Annotated in this window: 13 protein-coding genes; 9 read left to right on the top strand and 4 right to left on the bottom strand. The window is 65.1% G+C overall.

What is annotated here, in order from left to right:
* Window positions 1-82: 82 nt before the first annotated feature.
* The 3 genes from RY1_RS15740 to RY1_RS15730 form a co-directional block, all read right to left on the bottom strand.
* The gene (locus RY1_RS15740) at window positions 83-634 is read right to left on the bottom strand and encodes a YceI family protein (RefSeq protein WP_072804677.1); all 552 of its coding nucleotides are present in this window, start codon (window positions 632-634) and stop codon (window positions 83-85) included.
* 429 nt (window positions 635-1063) lie between these two features.
* Window positions 1064-2218, bottom strand: a complete 1155-nt coding sequence (locus RY1_RS15735; RefSeq protein ID WP_072804675.1) for a lysylphosphatidylglycerol synthase transmembrane domain-containing protein — start codon at window positions 2216-2218, stop codon at window positions 1064-1066.
* A 25-nt stretch (window positions 2219-2243) separates the two neighbouring features.
* Complete coding sequence (locus RY1_RS15730; RefSeq protein ID WP_072804674.1) at window positions 2244-3698, bottom strand: adenylate/guanylate cyclase domain-containing protein; 1455 nt, start codon at window positions 3696-3698, stop codon at window positions 2244-2246.
* Between the two features lie 109 nt (window positions 3699-3807).
* On the opposite strand from RY1_RS15730, the gene RY1_RS15725 reads away from it, so the two are divergent.
* Genes RY1_RS15725 through RY1_RS15710 form a run of 4 tightly spaced genes read left to right on the top strand, consistent with a single transcriptional unit; the run spans window position 3808 to window position 7026 of the window.
* On the top strand, window positions 3808-5010 hold the full coding sequence (locus tag RY1_RS15725; protein WP_072804672.1) for an AI-2E family transporter: 1203 nt from the start codon (window positions 3808-3810) through the stop codon (window positions 5008-5010).
* Complete coding sequence (gene macS / locus RY1_RS15720) at window positions 5003-6124, top strand: MacS family sensor histidine kinase (protein WP_139279874.1); 1122 nt, start codon at window positions 5003-5005, stop codon at window positions 6122-6124. Before RY1_RS15725 ends, macS begins: the two co-directional genes overlap by 8 nt.
* A gap of 20 nt (window positions 6125-6144) precedes the next feature.
* Window positions 6145-6774, top strand: a complete 630-nt coding sequence (locus RY1_RS15715; protein WP_174565401.1) for a response regulator — start codon at window positions 6145-6147, stop codon at window positions 6772-6774.
* 27 nt (window positions 6775-6801) lie between these two features.
* Window positions 6802-7026, top strand: a complete 225-nt coding sequence (locus RY1_RS15710) for an autophagy-related protein 2 (protein ID WP_072804891.1) — start codon at window positions 6802-6804, stop codon at window positions 7024-7026.
* A 48-nt stretch (window positions 7027-7074) separates the two neighbouring features.
* On the opposite strand, the gene RY1_RS15705 is transcribed toward RY1_RS15710, so the two are convergent.
* Window positions 7075-7464 carry an SRPBCC family protein gene (locus RY1_RS15705; protein WP_072804666.1) on the bottom strand — a complete coding sequence of 130 codons (390 nt, stop codon included), beginning with the start codon at window positions 7462-7464 and terminating at the stop codon, window positions 7075-7077.
* Between the two features lie 113 nt (window positions 7465-7577).
* Between RY1_RS15705 and RY1_RS15700 the strand changes: the two genes are divergently transcribed.
* From RY1_RS15700 to RY1_RS15680, 5 genes are all read left to right on the top strand, one after another.
* Entirely contained in the window at window positions 7578-8696 is a 1119-nt protein-coding gene (locus RY1_RS15700; protein ID WP_072804889.1) for a glycosyltransferase, read from the top strand.
* Between the two features lie 17 nt (window positions 8697-8713).
* Entirely contained in the window at window positions 8714-9343 is a 630-nt protein-coding gene (locus tag RY1_RS15695; protein ID WP_072804665.1) for a DUF1707 SHOCT-like domain-containing protein, read from the top strand.
* A 235-nt stretch (window positions 9344-9578) separates the two neighbouring features.
* On the top strand, window positions 9579-10322 hold the full coding sequence (locus tag RY1_RS15690; protein ID WP_072804663.1) for an alpha/beta hydrolase: 744 nt from the start codon (window positions 9579-9581) through the stop codon (window positions 10320-10322).
* An 11-nt stretch (window positions 10323-10333) separates the two neighbouring features.
* On the top strand, window positions 10334-11698 hold the full coding sequence (locus tag RY1_RS15685) for an aminotransferase class I/II-fold pyridoxal phosphate-dependent enzyme (RefSeq protein WP_072804661.1): 1365 nt from the start codon (window positions 10334-10336) through the stop codon (window positions 11696-11698).
* A 148-nt stretch (window positions 11699-11846) separates the two neighbouring features.
* Window positions 11847-13229 carry an LLM class flavin-dependent oxidoreductase gene (locus tag RY1_RS15680; protein WP_072804659.1) on the top strand — a complete coding sequence of 461 codons (1383 nt, stop codon included), beginning with the start codon at window positions 11847-11849 and terminating at the stop codon, window positions 13227-13229.
* Window positions 13230-13237 lie beyond the last annotated feature (8 nt).

Here is a 13237-nt window from a genome sequence, read left to right as displayed (position 1 = left end):
GTGCGCGCAGGGTTGGTTTCCCATACCCCTGCGCGCACAGTTGTTCTCGGCTTCGATTCGCGCTCACGGGCGCGAAGCAAGATCAGGCAGCCAGGCCTGCTTCGATGTCGAGGTTCAGCACGATCTTGTCGCCGACGACAGCGCCGCCGCCTTCGAGGGGCATGTCGATGCTGATGCCGAAGTCCTTGCGGTTGATGACGGTGCTGGCCTCGAAGCCTGCAACCGGTCCGTTGCCCATGCCCGGGTTGACGCCGTTGAACTCGAGCTTCAGGTCGACGGGCCTGGTCACACCGTGCAGGGTGAAGTCACCGGTCACGATGAAGTCGCCGCCGTCGGCCTTGACGGAGGTGGAGGTGAAGGTAGCGGTCGGGTACTTCTCGACCTCGAAGAAGTCAGCGGTCTTGAGGTGGCCGTCACGCTGCTCGTTGTCGGTGGTGATGGAGGTGACGTCGATTTCGGCCTTCACGGAAGGCGTTCCGTCGGCGGCAACGGTGATGGCACCGCTGAAGGTCTGGAAACGGCCACGGACCTTGCTGACGACCAGGTGGCGGACGGTGAATCCGACGGTCGAGTGCGTGGCGTCGATGTTCCAGGTTCCTGCGGACAGTTCGGGCAATGCGATCGCGGTAGTCATGGCAGCTCCTGATTGGTTGAAGGTTCAAGTTGCATACTACACAAGCGGACCGGGGTCCGCATCTATTCCCCCGGATTGTTATGTGATTCAGCCCACTCACTGGCGGTCGGGGGTTCGGGGGTTCGGGGGTTCGGGGGTTTGGGTGAGCGAATGTCACATTCGGTCACTCCGCGGTGTGCGAATGTCACATTCGGTCACTTTGAGTGAGCGAGGGCGACATTCGGTGTGGTCAGGTGAGCGAATGTCGCATTCGGTCACTCCGCGGTGTGCGAGGGCGACATTCGGTCACTCTGAGTGAGCGAGGGCGACATTCGGTCACTCTGAGTGAGCGAGGGCGACATTCGGTGTGGTCAGGTGCGCGAGGGCGACATTCGGTCACCCCCCCAGAGTGCGCGAGGGTGACATTCGGTCACTCCGGGCAGGGGGAAGTCAGGCGGATTCGGGGTCCGACGAGTCGACTTCTGGATTACCCTCGCGGGCGGCTTGGGCACCCTTGTGGAGTTCTTGGGTCTCGCGCTGTTCCATCGCGATGTCGTAGTGCAGGTCCTCGTGTTGGTGCTTGCGGAACAGGACGAGGAAGACGATCCAGCCGACGATGGCGACGAGGATGAAGCTGACGCCTCGGTACACGAACGCGGCGGCGACGGCCTGCGAGGCGCTGATGCTGGCAGCGCTGGTGAGAAAGGCGATGAGGGTGGCGTCGACGATGACGAGGCCACCGGGTGCCAGTGGGACGGATCCGACGGCTTTGCCCGCGGCGAAGGCGATCAACAGGCCGGACAGTCGAGGGTCGGAGCCGACGGCGAAGCATGCGAAGCCGAGGCAGGCGACGTCGGCGAGACGGTGGACCGCCGACCAGGACAGAGTCAGCGCCGCGTCCTGCTTGCCGAGTCGAACCGACTGGATCTGTTCGATGACCTCGTCGATCCGTCCCTGGCCGGCGTCGGGAGGTTGGTTGCGAAAGTTGTTGACCCTGTGCAGAACCCAGCCCGCAGACGCCCTGATGCTTTGCGGGTGCGCAGAGATGTAGCGGACGCCGAACACGATGGCCGCGACACCGACGATGGGTAGGACCAGCGTGAACGTGCTGACCGAGCCGCCGACTAGCAGCGCGCCGCCGACGCCGAGCGCGGCGAGCCCTGCCGCTGCAATGACGCCCGAGATGGCCAACTGCCAGGACGCGACGACGGGACTGGCACCCCACCGCCGGGTCTCGCGGTAGGTGAAGGCGGTGGAGAAGACCTGTCCCGCGGGGAGCGTCAAGGACATCGCGGTGCTGCCGTAGATCACGGAAACCGATTTGGATTGCCTGACGCGCACGCCGCCGGCCTGAAGGAGCTGCTTCTGCACCCGAGCGAACGCACTCAGAGACACAGCTTGCGCGAAGATGCACGCCGCGAGCCAGCCCCAGTGAATCTCGGTGAGCGCTGTCCACGATTCGTGCAGTCTCGGCCACAGGTAGATCCCCTCGCCGATCAACAATGCGACGAGGGCGAATGCTGCAACCCACTTCAACAGGCGGAGCCGGTTCCGGCGGCGCGGAACTGTGGCCGCGGCCTCGGGTGTCGGTTCGGGCACCTTCACAGGGTAACCACACCCTCCGACACGATCACGGATGCTCGATGGGCCACGCAAGGTGAGTGGGGCGTCGTCGTCCACGCAATTGGACCTGGTCCCCGAGCTCCCAGTGCTCCTGTTCCTCGTCGCTGGCGAAGTAGAGGGCCGACGTCGACGCCAATACTCGACCTGGCCGCAATTTGGATAATTCGGTCAAACGCGACGCCTCGTTCACGGGATCGCCGATCACCGTGTACTCGAACCGCTCCTTGGCTCCGATGTTTCCGGCGACTGCGAGACCGGCCGACACGCCGATCCCGATATCGAGCCCGGTGATGTCGTCGAGAGCGAACCGCAGGTCACGGGCCGCAGCGAGCGCCGCCGTCGGCGCATCGGGACGATCCAGCGGGGCCCCGAAAATAGCGAGTGCGGCGTCGCCCATGAATTTGTTGACAAAACCGTGGTGCTCGTCGATGACGTCGACGACCACGCGAAAGAATTCGTTGAGGAGGACGACGACCTCACCGGGAGGGCGCTCCGACGCCGTCGCCGTCGAACCGACCATGTCCACGAAGAGCACCGCCACGAAGCGCGTTTCCCCGCCCAATTCGGTACCGAATTGCAACGCGCGACGCGCCACGTCCTCGCCCACATGTTGGCCGAAGAGCTCACGTAGGACGCGTCGTTCGGCCGACTCCTCCATCATGCGGTTGAAGCCGACCTGCAATCGGCCGATCTCGCTGCCGTCGAAGACATCGACCTCGACGTCGTTGTCACCGCGCTGCACACGTTCGATGGCGCGCCTGAGCTGGCGGATCGGATCCGAGATCTGGCTCGCGGTCAGCATCGACAGAATGAACGCCTGCCCGATCGCGAGAACGCTGAGCAGGATGATCGCAATGGCGAGCGAATTCGGCGAGAACACCAGATCGGTCGTCAACTGCGTCGCGCACAACAAGATGATGCCGATGACTGGCATCAACGTCCCCAGACCCCACGTCATCGCCATGCGAGTTCCGACGCCGGGAGTCATGGTCCGATCGAAACGGCCCTCGCTGAGCGCCATCGCCGCAACGGGTCGCAAGATGCGCTCGCCGAGCATGTACGTGAAACCGAACGTCACCGTGGCGGCCATGACGACAGTGACGATGACGGCCACCGACAGCGACGGCATCTCGGTGACCGTGAGAACGACGAACAGAACACCGCCGATGACCCACAGAACAAGATGGACGATGGCCTGACGCAGCGGCGCGTGCAACGCCGTCATCTGCTCTTGGCGAGTCGGCGGGCCACCGCGCAACTGCCACCGCACGACCGAGCGCAGCATCCTGGCCGCGTAATACAGACTGACCAGACCCGCCAACGCCAGATAAGCACCGAAAACATAGACGTTGCGCACACGGTCCGCGACGATGGACTGCGATTCGGCGATCGGCAATCCGTAGCGCACGAACGCGAAAACCAACACCGCACCGAACAGATTGGCCAGCAGCATCGACAACATATAGAGAGGCCAGCGACTCTTCAGGGTGAGCGAGACCGCTCTCAAAGATGCCAGCACAGGTTAAATTTACCGGGTGACCGAAGACGAGCCGCGGGCAGAAGCACCAAGAGTGCCCTCGGGCACACCTCAGGCGCGCTCCACCGCGGCGGATTCGGTTCACCCGCTCGTCCGGGTCGGCGCCGAATGGGCGTGGCGGCTGCTGGTGCTCTTCGCCGCGTTCATCACCTTCTGCTACGTCGTCGCTCGCCTGGACACGGTGATCATTCCTCTCGGTCTTGCGCTGCTCGCGTCGGCGATGCTCGTGCCGCTGGTGGACTGGATGCAACGACGCGGTGTCCCGCGAGCTGCGGCCGTCGTCATCGTCATCATCGCGAGCATCGGTGTGGTCGCGGGCATCATGACGTTCGTCGTCGAACAGTTCATCCATGGGTTGCCGCAGCTCGGTGACCAGTTCACGACATCGATCAACGACGTCCAGCAATGGCTCACCGACGGCCCGCTGCATATCAGCGAGGACCAGATCCGGCAGGCGAGCGACAACGTCGTCAAGGTCATCCAGGACAATCAAGCCGCCGTCACCAGTGGCGCGCTGACGACCGCGACGGTCATCGGCGAAATCCTGACCGGTGCATTGCTGACGCTGTTCGCACTCATCTTCTTTCTCTACGGCGGCGATCAGATCTGGGAGTTCGTGACCCGTTTGGCCCCGACGTCGGCGCGTCGTCGAATTCGTCTGGCGGGAAGTCAGGGATTCGGCTCGCTCGTCGGTTACGTCCGCGCGACGGTCGCCGTCGCCGCCGCCGACGCGATCGGAATCGGAGCAGGTCTCGCCATTCTCGGCGTCCCGCTCGCATTGCCGTTGGCGTCCCTCGTGTTCATCGGTGCCTTCATACCGATCGTCGGTGCGTTTCTCACCGGGTTCGTCGCGGTGTTCATCGCGCTGGTCACCAAGGGCTTGATCACCGCGTTGATAACGCTGGGCATCGTCGTCGCGGTCATGCAGCTGGAAGGCCATGTGCTGCAACCGCTTCTGCTGGGGCGGGCAGTGCGCCTGCACCCGCTGGCGGTGGTGCTCGCGATCACGGTCGGCATTCTGCTCGCCGGGATCGTCGGCGGATTGCTGGCGGTCCCGATCGTCGCCGTGCTCAACACCGCTATCCGATCGCTGCTCGCCGACGATCCGGACGAGGTGTACGAGGAACTCGAAGAGCACGATCCCGCAGAGCCGAGATTCCCTGCTGCACCGGACAGCCCGCATGCACGCAACCGAGAACTCGACCCGGGCTCACTGCGCAAGCCCGAGCATGACTGACGCCGTCGGCCCACTCTGGCGGGCGTCACAGGCATTCCGTCTGATCACGCTTCTGTATGCGATCAGCTATCAGCTCGCCTCGATGTCCAACTACACCGAGCAACGGCTGAGCTGGTTCTTCGTGGCGCTGATGGCAGTGTGGACCGGCGCATCGGCGATACTGTTGTCCCGGGCGACGGTGGAGCGTTGGAAGGTCGTACTCGCCGATCAGCTCGTGGTGATCGGTCTCATGGCCTCGACGCGCCTGGTATCGGACCACGAGTGGTACAGCACCCACCAGACCTTGCCGACGACGCTGTGGGCCACCAATGCAGTCATCTCCGCGGCAATTCTGTTCGGGCCCAAGGGCGGAATCGCGTCGGGCGTGTTGCTGTCGGCGGTCAGTGCGATCGTGCGAGATCAGGTGAACCTCGACCTGTGGACCGACGCCACGGCGCCGGTCCTGGTGTCGGTGGGTCTGGCCCTCGGGCTGGCGAGCAACACTGCCAGGCGTGCACATGCAGAACTCGAACGCGCTGCTCGTCTGGCTGCGATCACCGAGGAGCGCGAGCGCCTCGCCAGGCAGGTGCACGACGGCGTTCTGCAGGTCCTCGCGCTCGTCCGTCGGCGCGGTGGCGAGATCGGCGGTGCTGCAGCAGAACTCGCCGACCTGGCCGGTGAGCAGGAGGTCGCCCTTCGAATGTTGATCTCGGAGCAGGCCGAGCCGAGCCGCGCCGGTGGCGACGTCGACCTTCGCAGCCTGCTCCGGCAGCAGACGTCGACGACGGTCTCGTTGTCCGCACCCGCCGATCCTGTTCTGCTGCATCCCGATACCGCCTACGAGCTGTCCGCCGTCGTCGCGACGGCCCTGTCGAACGTCGCACTTCATGCCGGGGACGGTGCACGCGCGTACGTCCTGGTCGAGGATGTCGGCGAGGAGATAGTGGTGTGTGTCCGTGACGACGGCCGCGGAATCCCTGCAGGTCGCCTCGCTGAAGCGGAAGCGGAGGGCAGAATGGGTGTGGCCAAGTCGATTCTCGGACGTGTCGACACCCTCGGCGGTTCGGCGGTTCTCGACACCGGAGAAGACATGGGAACCGAGTGGGAGATTCGCGTACCGAAAGGGAAGAAGTGACGGACAATCCGATTTCGATCATGGTCGTCGACGACCACCCGATGTGGCGCGACGGCGTCGCCAGGGATCTCGACGCCGCGGGTTTCCACGTCGTGGCCACTGCGGACGGGGTCGCGGCCGCGCGGCGACGGGCGACCGCGACGCTGCCCGACGTCGTACTGATGGACATGCACCTTCCCGACGGCAACGGCGCCGACGCCACCGCGCAGGTGCTGGCAGGGTCGCCGAACAGTTGCATCCTCGTGCTGTCGGCGTCGGCGGAACGAGACGATGTGCTCGACGCCATCAAGGCGGGCGCGTCGGGCTACCTCGTCAAGAGTGCATCGGCGGAGGAGCTCTTCGATGCGGTTCGGGCTACCGCAGCAGGTCAGGCCGTGTTCACTCCGGGCCTTGCCGGTCTGGTTCTCGGTGAATATCGCCGAATCTCCGCAGGCCCCGCCACCGCCGAGCTCGATGCCAGGCCCACTCTGACGGATCGGGAGACCGAGGTTCTCCGACTTGTCGCAAAGGGATTGAGCGCCAAACAGATTGCCACCAAGCTGACGTTGAGCCACCGGACCGTCGAGAACCATGTTCAGGCGACTCTGCGAAAACTGCACCTGGCCAATCGGGTCGAGTTGACCCGCTACGCGATCGAGCAGGGTTTGTGACAGTAGGCGGCGGGCAACCCTGTGGGCATGACCGACACCGACAAGCCAGTGGACACCACCGTCGACCCGACCGAGAAGTCTCGTGGACTGGGCGCCGACACCGAGCAGAACGCCGCCGAGCGTGACGAGGCCATCGGGGAGTTCGACGATCACCTGGACGGGTCGGGCGACACGCCGTCGCTGCCGACACCCGATGCCGACGACGTCACCGACACCCCGACCGACCCGAAGACGACAACCCGCACCGAGTAGGACTCGCACTGTGGGGGACGCGGCCTGTGTAGGACGCGCACTGTGTAGTCAGCCCTTCACCAGCTGCGTGAGCGCGAACCGGACTACCGGCGCGTACGGCAGGACGAGAGGCGGAGTCCCGTCGATCTGCAGGGTGGTGCGACTGCCCCGAGGGTCGTCGGCGACGCTGTGGCGCAGGCGAAGACCCAGAAAATGCGTCTGCCACCAGGCGTGCCATGTCCAGATGCGCGCGTGCTCGTCGACGTCGTCGACGACGAAGTTCACTGCGAACCCGATCGGCCCGACGACTCGTCCGGTGACACCGGCGGCCAATCGGTCACCGCTGCTTTCGACGCCCTGGATCTGAGGCGCCCAGACCGGCCACAGCCGCGTGTCCATGTAGCGCTCCCACGCGAGTTCGGGGGTAGCCGTTCCGGTCGCGGCCAACGTCAGCTTCATCTCCCGTGGCTACCCCGATTGGCACTCGACGAACCGACCGTGTCGATTTCCGATGGATCGACTGTTCGTCGTCCATTGGTCCGCCGGTCATGGCCACGCACGAGACTGGTCGTATGCGTATCGTGCAACTCGCGAACTTCTACGGGCCACGCTCGGGAGGGCTGCGTACTGCCGTGGATCAGCTCGGGGCCGGCTACAGCGCGCGTGGGCACGAGGTCGTTCTCGTCGTGCCGGGAGCGGCGCGAACAGAGCAGATTCTGCCGACCGGTGTTCTCCGCATCACGGTTCCGGCGGTACGTATCCCGCTGACCGGTGGGTACCGGGCCGCCGATCCCAGGACGGTCACCGACATCGCCGCCGCGCTACGCCCCGATGTCCTCGAAGTGTCGGACCGGTTGACCCTTCGCGGGATGGGTGCGTGGGCCGGTCGCCGCGGCGTGGGAAGTGTGATGATCTCGCACGAGCGGCTCGACCGGCTGCTCGCGCAGGCCTTGCCCTCGACTGCTGCTCGTGCAATCGCCGACGCCGCGAATCGGCGAACAGCGGAGTCGTACGACGCCGTCGTGTGCACGACGACGTTCGCCAGGAAAGAGTTCGACAGAATCGGCGCGAACAATGTCACCGAAGTGCCGCTCGGGGTCGATCTGGACATGTTCAGTCCGGCTCGACGACACCACGGCCCTGCCTCGGCGTGGCACGGCGGTGCCGAACAGCTCCTCGTGCACTGCGGGCGGCTCTCAGTGGAGAAGCGGGTCGAACGGAGCATCGATTCCGTTGCGGCACTGCGTGATTCGGGAGTCGATGCTCGTCTGGTGATCGCCGGGGACGGGCCGCGCCGGCTCGCCCTCGAACGTCGTGCGCGCGGATTGCCGATCGATTTCCTCGGATTCGTCGACGGCCGAGCGGAACTCGCGTCGCTGCTGGCATCGGCCGACGTGGCGTTGGCCCCGGGGCCGCACGAGACATTCGGGCTCGCGGCCCTCGAATCACTCGCTGCGGGAACACCCGTCGTCGTATCGCGCTCGTCCGCGCTCGCGCACATCGTCACCCCCGCCTGCGGGGGACAGTTCGACGACACGCCCGACGGATTCGCGTCGGCGATCTCGCGGGTGCTCGCACTCCCCACCGAGGCCCGACGCGGTGCCGCCCGCAGCCGGGCCGAGGAATTCGGGTGGCCTGCATCGATCGAGGGCATGCTCGGTGTCCTCGAACGTGGTCTCCGATCGGTCTGACCCCTATCCTGGCAGTCATGGAGGAGCGGAATCTGCGGGTGTCCGATGCGGAGAAGGAACACGTGGGCCAATTGTTGCAGCGTGCGGTCGGGCTCGGGATGTTGTCTCTGGGTGAGTTCACCGAACGCATGGACACGGCCCTCGCGGCGAAGACCCGCGGCGAACTCAATTCCGTCCTCGCCGACCTTCCCGGCATGCGGATCGCCGAGGAGCATCGACCGGTGCACTCGCTCGCCGCTCCGCCGCAGGCCCGCCCGCAGGCGCCCTGGGACGGCAACGGCAGCAGCGACATCAGGGGCACCATGTCGACGGTCACGCGCAAGGGTCGGTGGACCGTGCCGCCGCGGCTGTCGGTGACCAGCAAGATGTCGAGTGTGACCTTGGACTTCACGCAGGCGGTGATGTCGAGCCAGGTCGTCGAGATTTCCGTGGACGACTACTGCAGTTCCATCACCCTCGTGCTGCCTCCGGAGGCGACGGTCGACCTCAACGGCGTCGAGACCGTCGGCGGGAGCGCGAACAACAAGGTCCGCACCGGCCCGCCGATCGGCCCACTCCACATCGTGGTCCGGGGAAAGATCCGTTTCGGCTCGATCACGGCCAAACACCCACTCGGCACCTCGCTCCGTCGAATGTTCGGATCCTGACAAACCACGAAGCCGGAAGGCTGTGGAGAGGCTGAGGCATGTAGGTGTCGATCGATGTCGACCAGGTTTGTGCGATGGGCCGAACAGATATGTTCGGAACAAAACACGAGGTAGTCGATATTGCACGAGTTTTGTTCTGCCCGATTTTTACTCTTGTTCGAATTGTTTCCAGCGGCCACAGTGACGTGAAGCGGTGACCGGACGCGCTGCGCAAACATCTCGAGTGAGGACATCTGTGAGCATCGACTGGCTGGAACCCGAAACGACTGTGCGCGGCTCGGTGGTAGTAGTGGCCGGCCGAGGCGAGCATGCAGGGGTGTACGGCCGGTTCGCCCGGCGGATCGCGTTCGACGGGTACCGGGTAGCTGTTGTGGAAAACGACCCGACTTCTGCTTCCGCGGCCGTCGACGACGCAGATGGTGCGCTCCCGATCGTTCTCGCAGGCTCCGACAGTGGAGCACTGACGGCACTGACGGTTGCCTCGTCCCGAGGAGACGTCACCGGGGTCGTGGCGGCAGGGCTGCTCGTCGACGCCGCCGCGACGAGCAACTCTGCGACGAGCAACGCTGCGACGAGCAACGCTGCGACGACGGCCGACTGGACCGACGAGCTGGAACTGCGATCGGCATGCCCGGTTCACCGAGGCGTCCTCGATGCCGCCGCCAACCTGGACCGAGATGCGCTGGCGACACGCGCTCCCGGAGCGACCACGGACGTTCTCTCCGTGGTGCGGGTACCCGCCCTCGTGGTGCACGGAACAGCCGACGTGGTCAGCCCGGTGGACGGCGTCGTTCGGGTCGCGGACTCGTTGCCCGACGCTCGGGTCGTGCTCGTCGACGGCGGCAGGCACGACATCCTCAACGACGTCTCGCATCGATCGGTTGCCGCCGAGACGGTCCAGTTCCTCGAGCGCCTGCGACTGCCCGGTGCGCCGGACATCCTGGTGCGGAGCGCAGTCGGCGCTCTCGCGGCGAGTTAGATCGCCACCCGATGGGAACGCTGCTGGAGACGGGTGCCATAACCCCCGAATGGCTCGTCGAGCGCATCGCAGGCCGCACAGGCGATCTGGCCGACGCGGTCGCCGACCTGATTCGGTCGGGTGAGCTCGCCCCAGGTGACAGGCTGCCGACGGTTCGGGCACTCGCGAAGTCGGGGGACCTCACGGTCGGCTCGATCGTCAACGCGTGGAGTCATCTGCAGGAGCAGGGATTCGTGCAGACCAGACGGCGCGGCGGAACCGTCGTGCTGCCGCCGCGGGACAGTGTGCCCGAGCGCGGAATCCCGGACTGGCGAGGCGTCGATCTGGCGCAGAACGCGCCCGACCTCTCGCTGCAGCCGTCGCTGTCGGACGCGCTGATGTCGAGTCTGGGTGCCGAGACGCTCAATGTATTCGGTCGAGAACTCATGACCGAGCGGCTGCGTGCCGCAGTCGCCGACGGCTGGCCGTTCGAGCCGCAGGCGTGGGCGACAGCAGGAGGCGGAACCGAAGCGCTCCTGCTCGCCGTCGAAGCCGCCGCGCCACCCGGATCGACGATCGCCGTCGACGAACCGCTCGGACCAGGTGTGCTCGATACCATTCGGGACCTGGGGCTGCATGCCATCGGCGTCGGCGCGGATTCGGACGGGCCCCGACCCGACGCGCTCGACGCTGCATTACGTTCCGGTGCAGTCGCATTCGTCTTCCAGCCCGGTGCGCCGTTCGCCGTCGATCACGTCGTGACCGCGGCGAGGACGTCCGAACTCGCGGAAGTCCTCGGTCGACACGAGGGTGTGTGGGTCATCGAGGACGATTCGATAGGACCCCTCGAAGCCGAACCGCTGCCGTCGATGGGCGCGGTTCTTCCCGACCGGGTGATCCGAATCAGAAGCTACTGCAAGGCATACGGCATCGATGTACGAACGTCGGTTCTCGGGGGTTCGCGCGACCTGATAGAGAACGCGATGAAACTTCGGAGCCACGGTGTCGGATCGAACAGTCGAATTCTGCAGAACACCCTCGCATTCCTGATCGGAAGCGACGACGCGCAGCGTTCGGTGGACATCGCCCGAGATCGGTACACCTCCAGGCGGACAGCGCTTCTCGACGCTCTCGGCGCGCGTGGTATCGATGCGTACGCAGGTGAGCACAGTCTGGTCGTGTGGGTTGCGGTGTCGGACGAGACGGCGGCGCTCGTCGCGTTGGCACGGCAAGGGATCTCCGTCGGAGCCGGATCGCGCTCGTTCGTCGAACCGTCAGGACTGAATCTGCTGCGCATCTCGGCGACCCAATTGCCCGACGAGTCAGAGGGAATCGATCAATTGGCCGATCTCGTGGCCACCGCGGTAGCGGAGTCGGCACGCGAGTACTTCGACTGACCCATGTTTGTTCGAACCACCTGGTGCAACAAAAAAATATGTTTCAAACCATCGAGAATTTAACTCTCTGCACGCGCTCGTTTGTTTCATACACTTCCACGAAGCGTGCCGAACAACGACTTGTGGCACACGACAAAGGAGTACATCCATGACGAAACGGCAACTGAAGCTGGGGGCAGTTCTCACCCCGACCGGTGGCCCTGGTCATCCCTACTCCTGGCTCGACCCCGAGATCCCCGGCGACGCCAGTGTCGACATCGATTGGTACATCCGTTACGCACGTCTGGCCGAGCAGGCACGATTCGACCTGGTGTTCATCGTGGACAGCCAGTTCATCACCCCGTCCTCGCCGCCCCACTACCTGAACCGGCTCGAGCCGCTGACACTGCTGTCCGCGCTGGCCGTCGCCACCGAACATATCGGGCTCGTCGGAACACTCACCACGTCGTTCAACCAGCCGTTCAACGTCGCCCGCCGTTTCGGATCGCTGGATCTGATCAGCAAGGGCCGTGCCGGATGGAACGTCGTCACCAGCGGTGACGCGGGCACCGCAGGCAATTACAGTCTCGACGAGCACTACGACTATGCAACCCGCTACGGGCGCGCGCTCGAGCACGTCGAGGTCGTCAAGGCACTGTGGGATTCGTACGAGGACGACGCGTTTCCTCGTGACAAGCAGGCGCGGACGTTCCTCGATCCGAGCAAGCTCCACACCCTCGATCATCGCGGCGACTACTTCTCCGTCGTCGGTCCGCTCAACCTCGAGCGCTCACGTCAGGGCCAACCGGTCATCTTTCAGGCCGGTGACTCCGAGCAGGGCCGCGACCTGGGCGCCCGCATCGCCGACGGAATCTTCACGCACGCTCCCACTTTCGAGGCCGGTGTTGCCTTCTACACCGACATCAAGACCCGCGCCGCGGCATACGGCCGAGATCCGGAGGACATCGTCGTACTGCCAGGGGCGTCGGTGACGGTGGGTGACACCGACGCCGACGCGCGCGAGATCGAACGTGCGACGCAGTTGGCCGACAACGACTTCGGCAAATCCGTCGAAGAGCTGGGTCGACCGTTCGGGTGGCACGATTTCACCCAGTACGATCTGGATGCGCCGTTCCCGACCTCGGCGCTGCAGTACGCCGAACGCAGCTTCTACACCCAGGCCAAGAAGATCACCGAGCTTGCAGTCGAGCGGGGGCTGACGCTGCGCCAGACGGTCGAGGCGTTGAACGCGCCCAAGTTGTCGCCGTTCACCGGCACTGCTGTGACCGTGGCCGACGAGCTGCAGCGCTGGCTCGACGGGCGGGCGTTGGACGGTATCAACATCCACATCGGCCACCCGGCGCAATTTCAGCGATTCGTCGACGAGGTATTGCCGATCCTGCGCGAGCGCGGCGTCGTCCGCGCGGACTACGAGGAGAACACGCTGCGCGGCAATCTCGGGATCCCGTTCGCGGAGAATCGGCACACGCGTGCCTCCCGTGACGGAATTGCTCCACCGCCACTTCCCGGCGCGCTGCCGGCAAGTGTCTGAAACCCCAA

This window comes from Rhodococcus yunnanensis NBRC 103083 (assembly GCF_001895005.1).
Classification (GTDB): Bacteria; Actinomycetota; Actinomycetes; order Mycobacteriales; family Mycobacteriaceae; genus Rhodococcoides; species Rhodococcoides yunnanense.
Note: the sequence above shows the minus strand (reverse complement) of the source record. Positions and strands in the feature narration are given on the sequence as shown.

Excerpts from the sequence above, each read along its gene's own strand:
- RY1_RS15740 (WP_072804677.1), bottom strand. The coding sequence starts at position 634 with ATGACTACCGCGATCGCATTGCCCGAACTGTCCGCAGGAACCTGGAAC.
- RY1_RS15730 (WP_072804674.1), bottom strand. The coding sequence starts at position 3,698 with ATGTTGTCGATGCTGCTGGCCAATCTGTTCGGTGCGGTGTTGGTTTTC.
- macS (WP_139279874.1), top strand. The coding sequence starts at position 5,003 with ATGACTGACGCCGTCGGCCCACTCTGGCGGGCGTCACAGGCATTCCGT.
- RY1_RS15715 (WP_174565401.1), top strand. The coding sequence starts at position 6,145 with ATGGTCGTCGACGACCACCCGATGTGGCGCGACGGCGTCGCCAGGGAT.
- RY1_RS15710 (WP_072804891.1), top strand. The coding sequence starts at position 6,802 with ATGACCGACACCGACAAGCCAGTGGACACCACCGTCGACCCGACCGAG.
- RY1_RS15705 (WP_072804666.1), bottom strand. The coding sequence starts at position 7,464 with ATGAAGCTGACGTTGGCCGCGACCGGAACGGCTACCCCCGAACTCGCG.
- RY1_RS15700 (WP_072804889.1), top strand. The coding sequence starts at position 7,578 with ATGCGTATCGTGCAACTCGCGAACTTCTACGGGCCACGCTCGGGAGGG.
- RY1_RS15695 (WP_072804665.1), top strand. The coding sequence starts at position 8,714 with ATGGAGGAGCGGAATCTGCGGGTGTCCGATGCGGAGAAGGAACACGTG.
- RY1_RS15685 (WP_072804661.1), top strand. The coding sequence starts at position 10,334 with ATGGGAACGCTGCTGGAGACGGGTGCCATAACCCCCGAATGGCTCGTC.
- RY1_RS15680 (WP_072804659.1), top strand. The coding sequence starts at position 11,847 with ATGACGAAACGGCAACTGAAGCTGGGGGCAGTTCTCACCCCGACCGGT.